General features: G+C 44.9%; 15 protein-coding genes. 5 read left to right on the top strand and 10 right to left on the bottom strand.

The window, feature by feature from the left end; genetic code table 11:
- Positions 1 to 238: 238 nt before the first annotated feature.
- Positions 239 to 1,573, bottom strand: a complete 1,335-nt coding sequence (locus L3V33_RS00070) for an MATE family efflux transporter (RefSeq protein WP_237288668.1) — start codon at positions 1,571 to 1,573, stop codon at positions 239 to 241.
- A gap of 261 nt (positions 1,574 to 1,834) precedes the next feature.
- Entirely contained in the window at positions 1,835 to 2,809 is a 975-nt protein-coding gene (locus tag L3V33_RS00075) for an AraC family transcriptional regulator (RefSeq protein WP_237288669.1), read from the bottom strand.
- Positions 2,810 to 2,901: 92 nt separating this feature from the next.
- Here L3V33_RS00075 and L3V33_RS00080 point away from each other — a divergent pair, with 92 nt between their 5' ends.
- Entirely contained in the window at positions 2,902 to 4,272 is a 1,371-nt protein-coding gene (locus L3V33_RS00080; protein ID WP_237288670.1) for a serine hydrolase domain-containing protein, read from the top strand.
- Positions 4,273 to 4,338: 66 nt separating this feature from the next.
- The gene (locus tag L3V33_RS00085) at positions 4,339 to 5,130 is read left to right on the top strand and encodes a hypothetical protein (RefSeq protein WP_054548428.1); all 792 of its coding nucleotides are present in this window, start codon (positions 4,339 to 4,341) and stop codon (positions 5,128 to 5,130) included.
- Positions 5,131 to 5,213: 83 nt separating this feature from the next.
- Here the strand turns inward: L3V33_RS00085 and ppsA are convergent, their stop codons facing one another.
- Entirely contained in the window at positions 5,214 to 7,586 is a 2,373-nt protein-coding gene (gene ppsA, locus L3V33_RS00090; RefSeq protein ID WP_017086817.1) for a phosphoenolpyruvate synthase, read from the bottom strand.
- A gap of 178 nt (positions 7,587 to 7,764) precedes the next feature.
- On the opposite strand from ppsA, the gene L3V33_RS00095 reads away from it, so the two are divergent.
- The gene (locus L3V33_RS00095; protein ID WP_017069200.1) at positions 7,765 to 8,598 is read left to right on the top strand and encodes a pyruvate, water dikinase regulatory protein; all 834 of its coding nucleotides are present in this window, start codon (positions 7,765 to 7,767) and stop codon (positions 8,596 to 8,598) included.
- 150 nt (positions 8,599 to 8,748) lie between these two features.
- On the opposite strand, the gene grxB is transcribed toward L3V33_RS00095, so the two are convergent.
- From grxB to L3V33_RS00110, 3 genes are all read right to left on the bottom strand, one after another.
- Complete coding sequence (gene grxB / locus L3V33_RS00100; protein WP_237288671.1) at positions 8,749 to 9,381, bottom strand: glutaredoxin 2; 633 nt, start codon at positions 9,379 to 9,381, stop codon at positions 8,749 to 8,751.
- Positions 9,382 to 9,714: 333 nt separating this feature from the next.
- Positions 9,715 to 9,873, bottom strand: a complete 159-nt coding sequence (locus tag L3V33_RS00105; RefSeq protein ID WP_004733064.1) for a hypothetical protein — start codon at positions 9,871 to 9,873, stop codon at positions 9,715 to 9,717.
- A gap of 164 nt (positions 9,874 to 10,037) precedes the next feature.
- Positions 10,038 to 11,018, bottom strand: coding sequence for a Gfo/Idh/MocA family oxidoreductase (locus L3V33_RS00110; protein ID WP_065205804.1), 981 nt, complete (start codon positions 11,016 to 11,018; stop codon positions 10,038 to 10,040).
- A 209-nt stretch (positions 11,019 to 11,227) separates the two neighbouring features.
- Between L3V33_RS00110 and L3V33_RS00115 the strand changes: the two genes are divergently transcribed.
- Positions 11,228 to 11,710 (top strand): GNAT family N-acetyltransferase, encoded by a 483-nt coding sequence (locus tag L3V33_RS00115; RefSeq protein ID WP_237288672.1) that lies wholly within the window; start codon positions 11,228 to 11,230, stop codon positions 11,708 to 11,710.
- Between the two features lie 2 nt (positions 11,711 to 11,712).
- Positions 11,713 to 12,492 carry a L,D-transpeptidase family protein gene (locus L3V33_RS00120; protein ID WP_146456528.1) on the top strand — a complete coding sequence of 260 codons (780 nt, stop codon included), beginning with the start codon at positions 11,713 to 11,715 and terminating at the stop codon, positions 12,490 to 12,492.
- Between the two features lie 79 nt (positions 12,493 to 12,571).
- Here the strand turns inward: L3V33_RS00120 and L3V33_RS00125 are convergent, their stop codons facing one another.
- The 4 genes from L3V33_RS00125 to ugpE all read right to left on the bottom strand — a co-directional run bounded on the left by L3V33_RS00125 (position 12,572) and on the right by ugpE (position 16,376).
- On the bottom strand, positions 12,572 to 13,309 hold the full coding sequence (locus L3V33_RS00125; protein ID WP_237288673.1) for a sulfite exporter TauE/SafE family protein: 738 nt from the start codon (positions 13,307 to 13,309) through the stop codon (positions 12,572 to 12,574).
- Positions 13,310 to 13,469: 160 nt separating this feature from the next.
- Positions 13,470 to 14,189, bottom strand: a complete 720-nt coding sequence (locus tag L3V33_RS00130) for a glycerophosphodiester phosphodiesterase family protein (protein WP_237288674.1) — start codon at positions 14,187 to 14,189, stop codon at positions 13,470 to 13,472.
- A gap of 56 nt (positions 14,190 to 14,245) precedes the next feature.
- On the bottom strand, positions 14,246 to 15,544 hold the full coding sequence (locus tag L3V33_RS00135; RefSeq protein WP_237288675.1) for a sn-glycerol-3-phosphate import ATP-binding protein UgpC: 1,299 nt from the start codon (positions 15,542 to 15,544) through the stop codon (positions 14,246 to 14,248).
- The gene (gene ugpE, locus L3V33_RS00140; protein WP_012601047.1) at positions 15,534 to 16,376 is read right to left on the bottom strand and encodes a sn-glycerol-3-phosphate ABC transporter permease UgpE; all 843 of its coding nucleotides are present in this window, start codon (positions 16,374 to 16,376) and stop codon (positions 15,534 to 15,536) included. Before ugpE ends, L3V33_RS00135 begins: the two co-directional genes overlap by 11 nt.
- Positions 16,377 to 16,408: the final 32 nt, after the last annotated feature.

The following is a 16,408-nucleotide window of genomic DNA, read 5'->3' on the forward strand; positions in this document are numbered from 1 at the left end:
TGTAGCTGATATGACTGTTTGGTCTGCCTATTGTAATAATATCGTGAGCGATTAGAAATCCTAGCAGAAGCATTGCCACTTTTCCAAAAAGATTGCGGTGAGTTTTTGAGTCACTTTGAGCAAGCTTAAATCCAATATCTTTTAAGTCTGAAAACTAAAAAAGCAGCTTAAGTGGCTGCTTTTTCGTTTAATAATTTTCCAGCGGTTTAGCTGGTAAGCCGTTTAGTTCGCTAACTGGTTAATTAGCAAGCTTATCTTCGACTTGCCCAAGTGCGCGTTGGTACATAAACCATGCACAGGTGCCGGCAAGCACATTGCCGACCATTGCGCCCCAGAACAGACCTTCAATACCAGCAAGCTGCGAACCAACCCATAAGCAAGGTAAGAAGAAAGCAAACAGGCGCAGCGCTGAAATCGTCAAGGCGGTGTAAGACTTACCCAGAGCGTTCGAGACAGAAACCATCAGCATACAGATTCCCAGTGGCCCTAAGCTAATAGGCACGATCAGTAGGTGATAGTTCAAAATCGTCGATACTTCGCTTTCACTAGTCATAAGGTTTGCTAGCCCACCAGAGAACAACCAAGTCACTAACGCTATCACCAACTGGAAACCCAATACGAACATCACTGCAATCTTAACGAGCTTACGTATGTTTTCGAGGTTGTTCTCTCCTAACATGCGGCCAATCATTGGAGGCATCGACATAGTAAGTGCTAACACGGCGACAATCGAGAAGAATTCAAAACGAGAACCCAAAGCCCAAGCTGCAACGGCTGCAGTCCCATAGCCAGCAAGTAGCTTGGTTGCGAACATTGATGAAACGGGTGGTAGCAATTGACTGATCATGGCAGGTCCCATGATGTTACCGATTGAACGAACACTTTTGCCGATATCGAGATCGTGCCAGTCGAATGTCATCCAATGCTTTTTCGTAACTTTTGGAGCAACGATAAAGATACCCGCACCGAACGCCAAGATGGTCGCAATGGCGGCTCCATTGATACCCATGTCGAGCGTAAAGATGAAAATCGGGTCCAATATTAAGTTGATGATACTGGTCGCGATCATCATTGAACCGGGCAGCATGGTATTACCATTGGCACGACACACACTGTAGAAAAAGTAGAGCAGTGCACCTGTCCAAGAGCTGATTAGCCAATAGATCCAATAAGAATCAATGATCGGTAATACCGTCGGTGGCGCATCCAACAACTGTAAAATTGGCCCACGAAGCAGATAGATGATGACAGAGAAAAGCGCAACACTCACGCTGCCCATCGCAATCACTAACCCACCTAGTTGCTTAGCGTAGCGCGTTTCATTCGCGCCAATGGCTCTAGCGATTACCGCGGTTGTCGCGATACCTAACCCGACCTGAATACCGATGATGATCATCTGTATTGGAAGCGTGAAGCCTTGGACAGCGAGCGGCAGCACGCCCAGTTGGCCAATAAAAGCACTGTCTACAAGCTGGAAGCTCATTAGGGAAAGCACCCCAAATAGCATTGGCCATGTCATTGTATAGAGTTGTCGGCCAAGAGAAGGCGAGGGAGTTGCGGTAGTAGAATTCATAACACTCTTATCGGTCTTGAAGTTAGGCTTGTGTTGGTGACAAACCTCTCAATGAAGAATTGCGTAAAGGATAGCGTAAGGTCAGCTCGATACCAATAATTGTTCTTAGATCTATCGATATTACCTTTGCACAGTTTCATCGGTATGTGAGCATTGTGCGATGTAACTTTATGCGTTCGCTTATTGAAATTTAAGGTGTCGTCTCTTGTTCCTGAGTTTTATATTGGCGGATGGGTCTAAAGGTTTTCAAATCGATTATTTCTAAGGTTTCGCTTTATGCCGATAATTTGGTGCTGTGATACCAACCCAACCTTTGAAAGCACGGTTAAAGTTGCTCAAATCACTGTAACCAACTTGCCAACTGATCTCTTGCACTGAAAGATCGGTCTCTTCGAGTAGCTGTTTTGCTTTGGTTTCACGAACCTGTTCTTTGGCTTCTTTAAAAAGAATGCCTTTGCTCTTCAGGTTTCTCTGTAGCGTTCGTTTTGTCATGCCGAGCATGGTCGCAAACCATTCAATATTGAACCAAGGTAAAGTCGAATAAGTGTTTATCAGTGTCTTTACGGCTTGCTCCCAATCTTGGGTACTATTTTGTTCTGAGATAGCGCGATAGTCGTCGGGCAGTGGGATCGCAATCGCCCCATATTGTTGCTCAAACTGAATATCAGAATTAAAAAAGTGTTTAGGTAACTGACGCGCACCGTTGTTGGTAGAGACAAGCTTAGCGTGTGATGGTTGCCACTGGTCGTCTATAAACTTACGGCATAGGGTAATCACTGTAAGGGATCTAAACCATTCGGATTGTTCAAATCCAGAGGTTGATGGATGATAGCAACTGCGATGACATAGCCACCACAAGCCATCTTTTTTCTCGGTCCATATCGTGACGTGGTTGTTCAAACTAGGCATTTCAGCGATCAAACAACGAATGGCTTGCTCTAACGAACTGCATTTCTCTATCTCATGGTGTAGCTGTGGTGAAAGTTGTTCCAGAGAGGTTTTTCGCCCAACTTCAATACCAATCGAATAACCAAGCTTACGCTCAAGTCGATGAATAAAGAGAATTAAATCTTGGGTAGGAAGCCATTGGTTAGATTGTGTTAGCTCAATTGGTAAACCGCACTCGATAGCGACACTGCGCCAGTCAAGCGATCTCTTATCACAATACGCAATGTACGGGGCAATATTACTGGTAGAGCTCAATAGTATGTTAGTTATGTTCGATGATGCTTTCATTGTTGTTAGTATTACCTATAAATGTCACCAAATGACCTAATTGAGTGTAGCGTAACTCCATATACTTCTTCTAACCCAAAGAGGAGAAGAACATGAAACTTACACCCATTGCCCTATTTATTTCATCACTCACGATTTCATCGCTTGCTGTGTCATCGACTGTATTTGCAGAAAACCCAGTAGAAGCCGCGCTTAAGATTGAAGGCGCGCAGGTTACTCTACCTGTAAAAGATGCTCACCAATCTTTTACTCCTGGTTTCGTTGATTCAGCTCGTGAAAATTTCAATAATTTCCATTGGCAAATGGGTGGTGATCATAGTGTCTATTACAACATGCACATGAGTGAATTTATGCCGACCGCTCTTGCCGCTCCTAATGCTGAATATAAGCCACTGGTTAAAAATATCGATTCACGCCTTGCTAAATTAACCGTAAACACCGAAACCAAAGGTGAGCTGACAATGGAGCAATACCTAGCGGATGAGCAGTTCAGAACTCAAGGCTTCATGTTAATTCACAAGGGTGAGATCGTTTATCAGGCTTATCCAGGCATGAACCCAACAGACACCCACGTTTGGGCCTCAACAGCGAAAACGACGGTAGGCGCAGTGGTCGCTATGCTGGTTGAAGAAGGTAAAGTCGATCCTGAACAGGACATTGCTCACTACGTTCCTGAACTCAAAGAGACTAACTGGGAGAGCATCACTGTCCATCAAGTGCTCAACATGTCGACTGCTTTAGACAACGAAGAAACGCTTGAATCGATATTGAATCCGGACTCTGACGTAGTACGTTTCTTTGCTGCGTCATTCAATTCACCAAGAGCAAAAACCGGTGAGATGGAAACATGGATGGACGTGGCTAAGGGCGCACAAAAGCTAGAGGGCGAGAAAGCAGGTGATCATTTCCGCTATGCCTCAATCAATACCATGGTTTTGACCAAACTAGTCGAAAACATTGAAAACAAGACTTGGACTGAGGTATTTGAAGACCGTGTTTGGTCTAAGGTACATGCTCGTCAGCCTATGCAGATCAACCTAACACCTGATGGAATGGGCATCGCGGTAGGTTTGGTTTCGACGACCTTAGAAGATATGGCACGTTGGGGAACGTTATTTACACCGAGCTGGAAAGCCGTTGCTGATGAGCCTGTGATTTCACAAGCAGTGATTGACCGCATTCATACTGGTGGCAACTCGAAAGGCTTCGTAGGTACTAGTAAAGAGAGCAGTTCAGTGCACGCTTTTAACGAAAAGGCTGACTACAACGCTTATCAATTCGACTATATCTTCAATGACGGTGCGATGTCGAAAAGTGGCAACCTTGGGCAGTTTATCTATATCGATCCAGAGCGTGATTTTGTAGGCGTGATGTTTTCAACCAACCCATACCACTCAGGTTTTGGTGAGAATAAAGGTCCAGCACTGATGCGCTCTGCAGCGAAACTACTTGCCGACAAGTAATCTACTTATAACCCAACAGGATGTTCCATGCTTCAAGGAGGAAGCAAACGACTTTCGAGATATATAATGAAAAAGTTTGCTCTATTGATCCCTTTGAGTTTAGGTTTAGCGCTGCCTGCACATGCAGGTTCAGAGTCCGAACGTGTTATCGACCCTGCTGATGTCACCAAAGTTTATACTCAAGCTGCATTGATGTTGAACGGTAGCTCAGATATCCAATTTCAGGGACAAGTTTCTGGCGGTTTAGAAAACGGTCAACAGTTTGCCCTACTGGCTGAAGGGACGTTTGTCGATGAAAGCAACACAGCGCTTCGCGATCCAGACAAATTCGGTACAGAGTATAGCAACTCTAGAATCCAGTACTTCCACGTCTTTGAAACGGGGACTAAAGCTACGCCTAAAGTGGGTCTTTCATTAGATTATATTAATACGCGCAACAGCATTAAAAATGACTTATTGTCGGTTGGCGGTGTTGTTGCGATTAATCCAGTTTATACCGGTGGATTTCTTGTATTTCCAAGAGCAGGGTTGATGACAGGTAGCATGGAGATCCCCGGTGTTACTTCATCTAAAGATGATTTAACGGGATACTCGCTTGGTTTGATTACCGCGAAGCATCTCGGTGACTCTGGCGCCTATGTGTCTTTAGTACCAGAGTGGCAGGATCTTTCTGGCGATGACATCGATATGCAGAACTTCTCTTTCAAAACATCGTTAAATGTACCGATGAACAGTGCAAGAACTTGGTGGTTGAATACGCGTTATGACATTACCAAAGCAGATGTTGATGTGAAAGGTGTGTCAATGTCGAATGATTGGCAAACCGAGGCTTGGATTGGTGTGAGATACTACTTCTAGCGATCTAGCCAGCTAATTAGCAAAGAACCTAAAAAAGCCAGTCATCGTGACTGGCTTTTGTCGTTTAGGTCTCGCACGAAGCGTTATTTATTTGCTACGTTACCAAGCTTCAACCACGTGTCGATAACCGTATCTGGGTTTAGTGAAACTGAGCTGATGCCTTGTTCCATTAACCACTCGGCTAGGTCGTCATGGTCAGATGGGCCTTGGCCACAAATACCGACGTACTTACCCGCTTTCGCTGCTGCATCGATAGCCATTTTCAGCATCGCTTTAACTGCAGGATTACGCTCGTCAAATAAGTGCGCAACATCGCCTGAATCTCGGTCTAGGCCAAGTGTCAGCTGTGTCATGTCGTTTGAACCGATAGAGAAACCATCGAAGTACTTCAAGAACTCATCAGCCAATATCGCATTCGATGGTAGCTCACACATCATGATGACTTTCAGACCTTGGTCGCCACGACGCAGGTTAAACTTCGCCAGAATGTCGATAACCGATGCCGCTTCGCTTGGAGTACGAACGAATGGGATCATGATTTCAACGTTCTTTAGTCCCATCTCGTTACGAACACGTTTTAGTGCTTGAGTTTCAAGCTCGAAACAGTCTTCAAAGACTGGAGAGATGTAACGAGATGCACCACGGAAGCCCAGCATTGGATTCTCTTCATGTGGTTCAAACGTTTTACCGCCAACAAGGTTACTGTACTCGTTCGACTTAAAGTCAGACATACGTACGATTACACGCTTAGGCCAGAACGCAGAAGCGATGGTCGCGATGCCTTCCGTTAGCTTGCTTACGTAGAAATCGATAGGATCTTTATAACCACGAATGCGTTGGTTGATTTCTGCTTTGATCTCATCCGTTTGCTCATCGAAGTTCAGCAGAGCTTTAGGGTGAATACCAATCATCTTGTTGATGATGAATTCAAGACGAGCAAGGCCAACACCTTCGTTCGGGATCTGAGCGAAGTCGAAGGCACGATCTGGGTTGCCTACGTTCATCATGACTTTGGTTGGCAGCATTGGTAGCTCATCAACCTCAGAACGTTTGATTTCAAAGTCGAGTTCGCCATTGTAAACGTAGCCCGTTTCACCTTCTGAACATGACACTGTCACGATGTCGCCATCATTTAGGCTACTTGTCGCTGTACCACAGCCAACAATGGCAGGAATACCGAGCTCACGAGCAATGATCGCTGCGTGACAAGTACGGCCACCACGGTTAGTCACAATCGCAGAGGCTTTCTTCATCACAGGTTCCCAGTCTGGGTCTGTCATGTCTGTTACCAGCACGTCGCCTTCTTGAACCAGTGACATTTGGTCTAGAGAATCAACTAAGCGAACAGGGCCTGAACCGATGCGTTGACCGATAGCACGGCCTTCAACTAGTACATCTGCCTTGTTGTTTAGTTCGTAACGCTCGATAACGTTTTGGTCGCTTTGAGAACATACGGTTTCAGGACGAGCTTGAACGATGTAAAGCTTGCCGTCGATGCCATCTTTTGCCCACTCAATGTCCATCGGACGTTGGTAGTGCTTCTCGATGATCATCGCTTGTTTTGCTAGCTCTTTGATCTCTTCATCGTTCAATGAAAACTCGTTACGCTCTTGAGTATCGGTGTCGATGATATCAACTTGCTTGCCGATCTCTTGGTTGGTTGAGTAGATCATCTTGATCAACTTAGAACCAAATGTCTTTTTAACAACTGGGTAGTGACCCGCTTCTAGCATTGGCTTGTGAACGTAGAATTCGTCTGGGTTCACAGCGCCTTGTACAACCATTTCACCTAGACCCCAAGAAGAGGTGATGAATACCACTTGGTCGAAGCCTGACTCAGTATCAAGCGTGAACATCACACCTGAAGAGGCTTTGTCTGAGCGAACCATACGCTGGATACCCGCAGACAATGAAATGCCACGGTGATCAAAGCCTTGGTGTACTCGGTAAGAGATAGCACGGTCGTTAAACAGTGAAGCGAACACGTGTTTAGTCGCTTCGATAACCGCATCGATACCTTTCACGTTAAGGAAGGTTTCTTGTTGGCCTGCAAAAGAAGCATCTGGAAGGTCTTCAGCTGTTGCCGATGAACGAACCGCTACAGACAATTCTTCGTTGCCTTCAATCAGTTCGCGGTAGTTATCACGGATGTCTTGCTCTAGTGATTCTGGGAAGGGTGCGTCTAGAACCCATTGTCGAATCGTTGCACCTGTCTTACGCAGTGCGTCAACGTCTTCAACATCAAGTTCATCAAGGAGTTGGTGAATGCGCTCATCAAGACCTTTGTAGTCAAGAAAGTTATTAAACGCATAAGATGTGGTAGCAAAACCATTAGGTACTGATACGCCAGCGTTGGCTAGGTTAGAAACCATCTCGCCAAGTGAAGCATTCTTACCGCCGACTTTGTCGACATCTTCCATGGAAAGGCCATTGAACCATAGGGTGTTATTTTGCATTTATTTCTCCAGAAACATAGCAAGCATTGTAGGGATTTAAAGGCAAACGATTACGTATCAGTTTAAAAAAATGTAAATTATTTTCTAAAGCTGTGGGGGACGTAATAGTCAGCAGGGTTTCGTTATATATATTATGGTTCCCATCCTACTCAAAATAATTTTAAACATTAAATAAAAAATGCAAATTGATATCCAAAGTCGTGATGTATTCTATGTTTCTGATGGAACGGCCATAACATGTGAGACTTTAGGGCATGTTGTTCTAGGTCAATTCCCATTCGAAGCCAATGAAAAAACCTTCCCGTTTGTCGAAAGTGAGGACAAACTTTCTGATTTATTAAAAGAGATCGAAATTTCGTATCGTGATACGGGCAACCACCCGTTGGTCTTTTTTTCGATTGTGATTCCAGACATCAAGCAGAAGCTCTTGGAGGCACCAGCGCATTGTTATGACGTGCTAGAGAGTATTGTGCAGAAAGTGCAAGACGATACCCAAATGGCCCCTGTGCCTAAGCTGCAGCGCTCACGTAGTGTTAATAAAGATTCAGTGAAGTACTTCGACCGTATTGCTGCGATTGAATACACGTTGGCTCATGATGATGGCATTACGCTGAAAGGGCTCGAAGAGGCGGATATCATCCTATTGGGTGTGTCTCGAAGCGGTAAGACACCGACAAGCTTGTATATGGCGATGCAGTTTGGCTTGCGCGTAGCGAACTATCCGTTTATTCATGATGACTTGGCGCGCTTGAAGCTGTTACCCGAATTTGAGATCTACCGACACAAGCTGTTTGGTTTAACCATTGATGCGGAAAGGTTGACTGAAATTCGAGAGAACCGTTTAGCCGGAAGTGAATACGCGAGTGATTCGCAATGCTTGTATGAGTTGCAAACGGTAGAGTCGATGTTTCGCCGAGAAGCGATACCTTACATCAACACGTCTTCGTTATCGGTTGAAGAAATTTCAACACGAATCTTGGAGCGAACAGGGTTGAGAAGGCGCTTGTTGTAGAAAAAGACAATTGAGTCATAAAAATCGAAGCTCGTACGAACAATGGTTCGGGGAGCTTCTATTTTTCGTTTAGGCTAGTTGCTAACGACTAACGACTAACGACTAATGTTTTAGCAAAGTAGCAAAGTAGCAAAGTAGCAAAGTAGAAAATTAGCGAAGAAGCTTAATGCCTAACGTTTGACTCTGTTTTTCTAACCAACGCTCAAGTGTTGGTGGCCATGTGATACTTGGTTCGACACAGAAGCCACGAAGCATTGAGAAATAGAGTGCTTGATCAACTAAAGGTAGCGATGATTCACCATTCTCTAGATCCAATAGAAGCTCGGCATCTTTCAGTAATGGGTTAATCAGTTGAACGTATTGTGGGGTCTTTTCTAAGAGCTCTTTAAAGTTAAAACCTTCGGTCTCTTTACTTGCACGCCAAGCTTCTTTGGCTCCAGCAGAGCGATATTCAGCCAAGTCGAGGTTCCACCAACGTGGGCGTCCGATCTGTTGAGTAAGAGGGAAAGCGCGGCTTTGAAAAAGCGCAGCCTGTTCAGATGGTTCACGTTGCTCGTCACTTGATTTCAAATCCATGAAGTAAACAATGATGTCTAGGCTTTCAGCCATAATAGAACCGTCGTTTTTCTGTAGGACTGGCACCATCTTCTTACCGATCAGATCGATAAGGGTTTGGGCATCATCATAATCCACAGAAACAAGTTCGATGTTCAAGCCTAAAGATTGAGCGATGTAGGCAACTCTTGCACAGAAAGGGCAGTGGTCGTAAATGTAAAGCTTCATAGCTTCCCTTAGTTCAGGATAGAATAAATATAAGTTAATGCTAATGTATCAGAAAGTATTACGAACATTAAGCGTCAATAAACGCTAAGTACTGATAAACAGCAAGCATCAACAATACACAATAAGTGCTTGGCATAAATGCTCTTTCATTAATTCTATTGTCTGTTGGATTCGGCTTTACTGTAATGAGTAGACTAATGGGAAGGCTAGTGAGAAATAACGGGCACAAAAAAGGCTCTGGCGGCTCACTCTAATGCAGAAGAGTGAAGTCAGCCAAAGCCTCAATGTTGTTACCTTTAGCAGAGTGACTACTAAAAGAGCAGAGTGGTTAAACTATGCTTTTTTAAGGTCTTGTGCTGGGTAAGTAAGCGTCATTGCGCCTTCTACCGTTGTAACGTGAACGTAGCCACCACCAGCACTTAGGCCAGTCACTACCATTTCACCAAGCTCAACACCTTTTGTTGCTACAACGCGATCGTCAACTGAAAACACTTTACACACCTTCAATAAATTAAATAAATACGATAGATATCGAACGCGGATTTAAACAGATGACACCCCAATCAACTAATCCGGTTATTTGTCGTAAAGATTAAATTTAGTTATGCATAAACCAGTATTTCTTAAAAATCAGTTTGTTAACTCATTCTGCGATGTTATTTGTCTGCCGGATAAACGACACCAACTTGCTGGCGCATCTCTGTAATTAACTTAGCAACAGTTAAAGCGCGCTGTTGGGCTTGCGTTTGAGTTGCTTGATCGCCACCAATGCAGTCTGCAAAGGCTTGCGCCTCGTAACACATTGAATTTTCGCTTTGCGCTTGAGTGAGGTTCTCAATACTACCATCACGGTAGCGGATCTTAACGTCAGTACATTCAGCGATGTGATCGATGATGATCGCTCCTAGTTCACCTTGGATCTCGCTTGGCGCATAAGAGTCGCTGACTTTGGAGTGAGCGAGCGTTACGTCAAACTCAGGATACTGGAAGATCGCACAGCCATGAGCATCGACACCTGAATCCAGTAGCTTTGCAGAAGCCTGTGCATTTTCAGGTTTGCCAAATAACGCGACTGTCGCGGCAACACAGTAGAAGCCAATATCGACCAATGAGCCGTTAGAAAAAGCTGGGTTGAAGGTGTTTGGGTTCTCGCCGTTTAGGTATTTTTGGTAGCGCGATGAATACTGGCAGTAGTTGATGTGTGCCTTATGTACCTTGCCAATCTTCTCTAACCCTAGTTGAACTTGCTTAAAGTTCGGTAGAAACTGAGATTTGTACGCCTCAAACATCACCACACCGTTCTTCTGAGCAACCTCGAACATTCGGGTTGCTTCATTAATATTCGATGCGACAGGCTTTTCACAGATGACATGTTTGCCGTGCTCCATCATCAAGATGGACTGTTCGCAATGGAGTGAGTTCGGTGAAGCGATGTACACGGCTTCAACTGTTTTGTCATTGGCCAATGCGTCGAGTGAGTCATACGTCGTTTCAACGTCAAACTCTTGGGCGAACTGTGCCGCGCTGTCTAGATTTCGAGAGTAAACCGCAGCAAGTTGCATTGATTGAGATTCGTGAGCAGCTTGAACAAACTTTTGTGTAATCCAATTGGTTCCAATTACAGCAAACTTAATCATATAGGTGTCCAATAGTTAGTGTATTGATTCTGCAGAGATAGTAGCACTCAACGGCTGACAATGTGCCTGAGATTTACGGAACAATTTCCCTAAACATAGTGCCTAATATTAATAAACAGCCTTCACAGAACGTCTGGGTTGACCAGTACAACGGTGCACAACGAAGTCATTTTTGCTAAGGTATTAGTGAATTCAAATAAGGTAATGATATGCAAATTCGGATTGCCAAGGTCACTGATATAAGCTCGATCTTAGAGCTTTCAGAGCAGATAAATCGTCAACATCATCTTGGTGCTCCGATGGTATTTGCGCCACCTTCATTGGGTTTTACTGACAGTGAAGAGTACTGGTTAGGGTTGATGATCGATCCTGCAGGGGCTTTCTTCGTTGCCGTTGATGAGCAACAAGTGGTTGGCTTCTTAGCCGGGAAGGTGACACAAAACAAAGGGGTGAGCTTTATTCAGCCGCATAAGGTGGCAAGAGTGAATACGATTGTGGTTAACGATCAAGTTCAAAGCCAAGGTGTCGGTCGAGCTTTAATGAAGTCATTCAATCAGTGGGCTCAAGCGAGCGGTGCTATCGAGCTTAGGTTAGAAGTGATGGAGTTCAACCAGCAAGCTCAGGGTTTTTATGAGTCGTTAGGGATGGAAACTCAATCTCGAACCATGTCCATGCGTTTTGAGGAGATTTAAGGGTGCGTTTGATTTGGCCTTTATCGTTGTGCTTACTCTTTTTTACTTCGCTCGTTTATGCGGAGAAGCTCGTCGTTGAAAAAATTGTGTCTGATGCGACCGCTATCGAAACCATTGTATTTGAGTCAGCACCTTCCCATTCTAATCGCACACCTACATCATCGGTCACCGCGAATGCAAAGCATGTCATTGTTATGGACGATGCTCTTGAAGGGGACTCTCAACAAAAGGTCGCCCAGCTTTCTCAACGCTCTTCACTATATCCATCTCAAAGCTCTTCATTAGGTCAACCTCAAAGTTCCTCTCAAGAGTTTTACACTCTACCTGACGCGTCTTCTGGCATAGACCCGTTATTGCAAGTGGTCACCTTAGTTAAAGTCGACAAATCTAAACGTAGAATGTATCTGCTCAAAGGGGAGGAAGTGGTTCTGGAATTTCGTATTGCGCTAGGTAAACAACCGAAAGGGCATAAGCGCTTTGAAGGGGACAACCGAACGCCAGAAGGGCAATACCAGCTCGACTATGTTATGGAAGAATCAGACTTCTACCGCTCGGTGCATATCAACTACCCGCGATCATCAGATGTGCAGTGGGCACAACAAAATGATGTTGATCCTGGGGGCAATATCAAGATCCACGGAATCAAGAATGGTGAGCGTCGTTCACCTAGTTTTATACAAAGCTTCGATTGGACGGATGGTTGTATTGCATTAACCAATCAAGATATGGATGAGTTCATCCAACTCGTAAAAATGGGTACCCCTATCCATATTGAATGGTAGTTATCGGTACCCAATTTTCCTGAACAATTCTCGAAAAAAAACTCTCGAAAACAATTGCCGAAATCAGCGCTAGAGCCAGTTACAGTATGACTCGACCTGCACTGAAGATAGCAATCACAATGAGCAGTGCAATCGTGACTGGCTTGAACTTCGCCCCACCAAACCTCTCAAACAATTTTGAACCGACATAGCCGCCAAACATGCTGCTTGGTAAGAGTGCTAGAGTAAGCCAGACCACATCACGATCGACTAACCCTGCGATAGAGGCCGTAACAAAGGCGCTAGAATCAGCTAGTACAAAGAACGCGATAAGGCCAGCTCTGGCAATGTGAGGCTCGACTGGGCTTGCAAGTGCATGCGTTCCAACCGGAGGCCCAGACATTGAAGCCGCGCCGTTCATTACTCCAGCAAGGCTGCCGAGAATATAGGGCGCAAACCTAGGTTCGCTTTGATACTGAAAGCCTTTGTAGATCATAAGTGCAGACGCAAAGATAAAAGCGCTGATGATCAAGATGATCGTGTCTTGGCTAACCGATTTGAGCAAGAGTAAGCCGACCGGAGTGAAGGCTAAACAAGGGATAAACACCTTTGAAACCCAGCGCCAGTTAACCTGCTTTCGAACCTTTGGCAGCAATTGAATATTACCGAGAAGGTCGATCAACATGAAAACAGGGACCAGTTCGATAACAGGCACGAACAACGCGCTTAATGGCAATGCCACTAAGGTGAAACCGAAACCTGAAAAGCCACGAACAATAGCGGCGAAAATGAAGATTGCACCCAAAATTGGGAAGGTTGGACTAAAAATGAGATCCATAAATTAAGTAACCAATGAAGCTGTCTGTATAGAGCGAGCTAATGAAACCAAGTGAGTAGCGGAATGTACTCCTACTCACTTGTGTTTGCTACCTAATTTTTAGGTTTATTGGGGTTAATTTTAATGTCTCTTGAGGCGTGCTTTTGCGGTATTTACGAGGTCAATTTATAAAGTTGAATTGATTCGGAAAATCAGTAAATACAGCGTCTACTTTTGATAAAAGTCCGAAGTGAGACGGATCATTGACGGTGTAGCACCATGCTTGAATGTTTGCTTGGTTGAGCGTATCGAGATCGCTCTGGTTTACATGTTCATAGTTCATGTGGCAGCTGAACGCTTTGACCTTATCGATAAGCATAAGATCATCTTGAGTCAGTTGCTCTGTGATTACTCCCACTCGATATCTCGGTAAATGACGAGCCATTTCAGCAACCACCTTATGGCTGAAGCTCGAAAGTAAGACCTTATCGGTGTCTAGATTTGAGCGAATCAACTCGTCGTGCAGCAAATCAACCACATAAGGGGCTTGATGTCGGCTGTCGACTTTAATTTCGAGGTTGACGCTAAGATCATGCTGCTCAACAAGTGCAAGTAACTCTTCCAACGTCAGTATTTTTTCTCCAGCGAACTGCTCAGACTTCCAACGGCCAAAATCGAGCTGACGCAGTTCAGCAAGGGTGTGTTCATCAACTCGACCCTTGCCATCGCTGCAGCGCTCAAGCGTGTGATCGTGACAAACGACCAGTTGGTCATCCTGAGTGGGCTGAATATCAACTTCAATCCATTTCAAGCCGAGTTTAGCCGCTTGTTCAATGCTTGCTTTGGTATTTTCTGGGTGAGTACCTGCGACACCCCGATGACCTACGATGATAGACGACATAATTAATCCTTCTTAAAGACGCACCGTAAAAACGCATTAAATATCAGTGTACTCGATTAAGCTAGAGCCGTCGTTAAGCTTGTCGCATCTTCGTGTGACTCCTGTGATGTGAAGTTATTTGGGTGAATGCGTTTGCCAAGATTGTCAAAAATATGCAGGTTGGATTTATCGATGCTTAGCCCGAGAGGGACAGCTTGGCACAGCGTCGTTTCGGGTGTCACTGCAATAAAGGGTTGTTCGTTCACAAGGCCATGAACCAATTGATTTGGCCCTAAAGGCTCAACCACGCTGATGCGTAATTCAAGCGGCAACGTGTTCATGACTAAATCGGCACAAACCTCAGAGTGTTCTGGGCGAATACCAAGTGTGATGGCTGTATTTTTTACGTGGGCGTATTCGGGCAAGTACATTTGCTGGTCGCCAATCTCAAGGTAGCCGTCGTCGAGTGTTGCTGGTAAGAAATTCATTGCTGGGCTGCCAATGAAGCTTGCCACAAAGGTACTGGCTGGCTGGTGGTAGACCTCTCTTGGTGTTCCTACTTGCTCTATTTGACCGTTGTTGAGTACCACGATTCTGTCAGCCAGTGTCATGGCTTCAACTTGATCATGAGTGACGTAAACACTGGTCACGCCAAGCTCGCGTTGCAGCTTTTTGATTTCTAATCTCATGTGAGCACGCAGTGAGGCATCTAGGTTAGACAAAGGTTCGTCAAACAGGAACAGTTGCGGATCGCGAACGATTGCTCGCCCCATAGCAACACGTTGACGTTGACCACCAGAAAGTTTGGCTGGCTTGCGGTCTAGATATTCTTCGATCTTCAGTGTTTTGGCGACTTTCTCAATTTTATCTTCAATAAGGTGCTGACTGACACCTCGGTTCTTTAAGCCATAAGCTAGGTTCTTGTACACCGTCATGTGAGGGTAGAGCGCGTAATTCTGGAAGACCATCGCGATATCACGCAGGGCTGGTTTTTCTGTATCAACCCGACGACCACCTAAGTGTATCTCACCGCTAGAGATGCTTTCTAAACCCGCAATTGAACGCAAAATAGAAGACTTGCCACAACCAGAAGGCCCCACCAAAACAAGGAACTCCCCCTCATCGATATCAAGAGAGACTCCTTTGACGGCTTGATGGCCGTTTTCATACGTCTTGACCAGGTTTTTGATACCCAACATGGTGGGAGCTTTACGCGTACGATTGTGAGTGGCTTGGTTGTGCGCTAGCGTCTGCTTTAGGTTTGGCATCGGGGTGTCCTCTGTTTTTTGCGGAGAAGCTGGGTGAGATGTCTTGTACTCATTGAGAGATTGAATGCGGTTATTGTTCATTTGAGTTGTGTCGTTATTATTTTTCACTTTCTACTAGCCCTTTTACAAACCAACGCTGAAATACAACTACCACTAAAACGGGTGGCAACATGGCTAAAATCACCATGGCGAAAGCATAGTCATAGCGCGGTAAACTGGTTTCATTGATGTTGTTGAGTACTTGTTTTATGCCCATCACGATGGTGTTGTAGCCTTCATCGGTAGTCATCATGATCGGCCATAAGTATTGGTTCCAACCCACAACAAACATGATGATGAAGATCGCGGCGATCATGGTTTTAGATAGAGGCAGCAAGATATCGACAAAGAATCGAAATGGACCTGCGTTATCTAACTGGGCGGCTTCTAACAATTCATCGGGGATGGTTTTGAAGAACTGTCTAAAAAAGAAGGTCGCGGTGGCTGATGCGATCAAAGGTAGAATCAACCCTGTGTAGCTATTAAGAAGCCCAAGCCCTGCGACAACTTCATAGGAAGGGATAATACGAACTTCTAATGGCAGTAGCAGCGTTACGAAGATCAACCAAAACCACGCCGTGGCGTAAGGCAGTCGAAAGTAGACCAAAGCATACGCCGCCATCATCGAAATGATGATCTTACCGATCGCAAAACCTAGCCCCATGATCATTGAGTTGGCGATCATTTTACTGGCGGTGACTTCGCCACTGAAGCCCATACTTTTGTTCCAAGCTTCGCTATAAATAGCCGTAAAGTTATCGCCCGGTAGCCATTGCAGACCTTCGCTGACAATGGTGTTTGGATTGTGGGTTGAACTGGCAAAGATTAGCCAGATAGGGACTAACATAAACAGCATCCCAGCAATTAAAATTAGGTGGTCAGAGACCTTATTACTTTTCATAAATAACTCCTGTCGCGTTAAAACCTAGCTGT

It is taken from the genome of Vibrio sp. A2-1 (assembly GCF_021728355.1).
Classification (GTDB): domain Bacteria; phylum Pseudomonadota; class Gammaproteobacteria; order Enterobacterales; family Vibrionaceae; genus Vibrio; species Vibrio splendidus_K.

Bases quoted from the DNA above. Each gene is read 5' to 3' on its own strand.
- L3V33_RS00075 (WP_237288669.1), bottom strand. From the start codon at position 2,809: ATGAAAGCATCATCGAACATAACTAACATACTATTGAGCTCTACCAGT.
- L3V33_RS00125 (WP_237288673.1), bottom strand. From the start codon at position 13,309: ATGGATCTCATTTTTAGTCCAACCTTCCCAATTTTGGGTGCAATCTTC.
- L3V33_RS00130 (WP_237288674.1), bottom strand. From the start codon at position 14,189: ATGTCGTCTATCATCGTAGGTCATCGGGGTGTCGCAGGTACTCACCCA.
- L3V33_RS00115 (WP_237288672.1), top strand. From the start codon at position 11,228: ATGCAAATTCGGATTGCCAAGGTCACTGATATAAGCTCGATCTTAGAG.
- ugpE (WP_012601047.1), bottom strand. From the start codon at position 16,376: ATGAAAAGTAATAAGGTCTCTGACCACCTAATTTTAATTGCTGGGATG.
- L3V33_RS00080 (WP_237288670.1), top strand. From the start codon at position 2,902: ATGAAACTTACACCCATTGCCCTATTTATTTCATCACTCACGATTTCA.
- grxB (WP_237288671.1), bottom strand. From the start codon at position 9,381: ATGAAGCTTTACATTTACGACCACTGCCCTTTCTGTGCAAGAGTTGCC.
- L3V33_RS00095 (WP_017069200.1), top strand. From the start codon at position 7,765: ATGCAAATTGATATCCAAAGTCGTGATGTATTCTATGTTTCTGATGGA.
- L3V33_RS00070 (WP_237288668.1), bottom strand. From the start codon at position 1,573: ATGAATTCTACTACCGCAACTCCCTCGCCTTCTCTTGGCCGACAACTC.
- L3V33_RS00085 (WP_054548428.1), top strand. From the start codon at position 4,339: ATGAAAAAGTTTGCTCTATTGATCCCTTTGAGTTTAGGTTTAGCGCTG.
- L3V33_RS00110 (WP_065205804.1), bottom strand. From the start codon at position 11,018: ATGATTAAGTTTGCTGTAATTGGAACCAATTGGATTACACAAAAGTTT.
- ppsA (WP_017086817.1), bottom strand. From the start codon at position 7,586: ATGCAAAATAACACCCTATGGTTCAATGGCCTTTCCATGGAAGATGTC.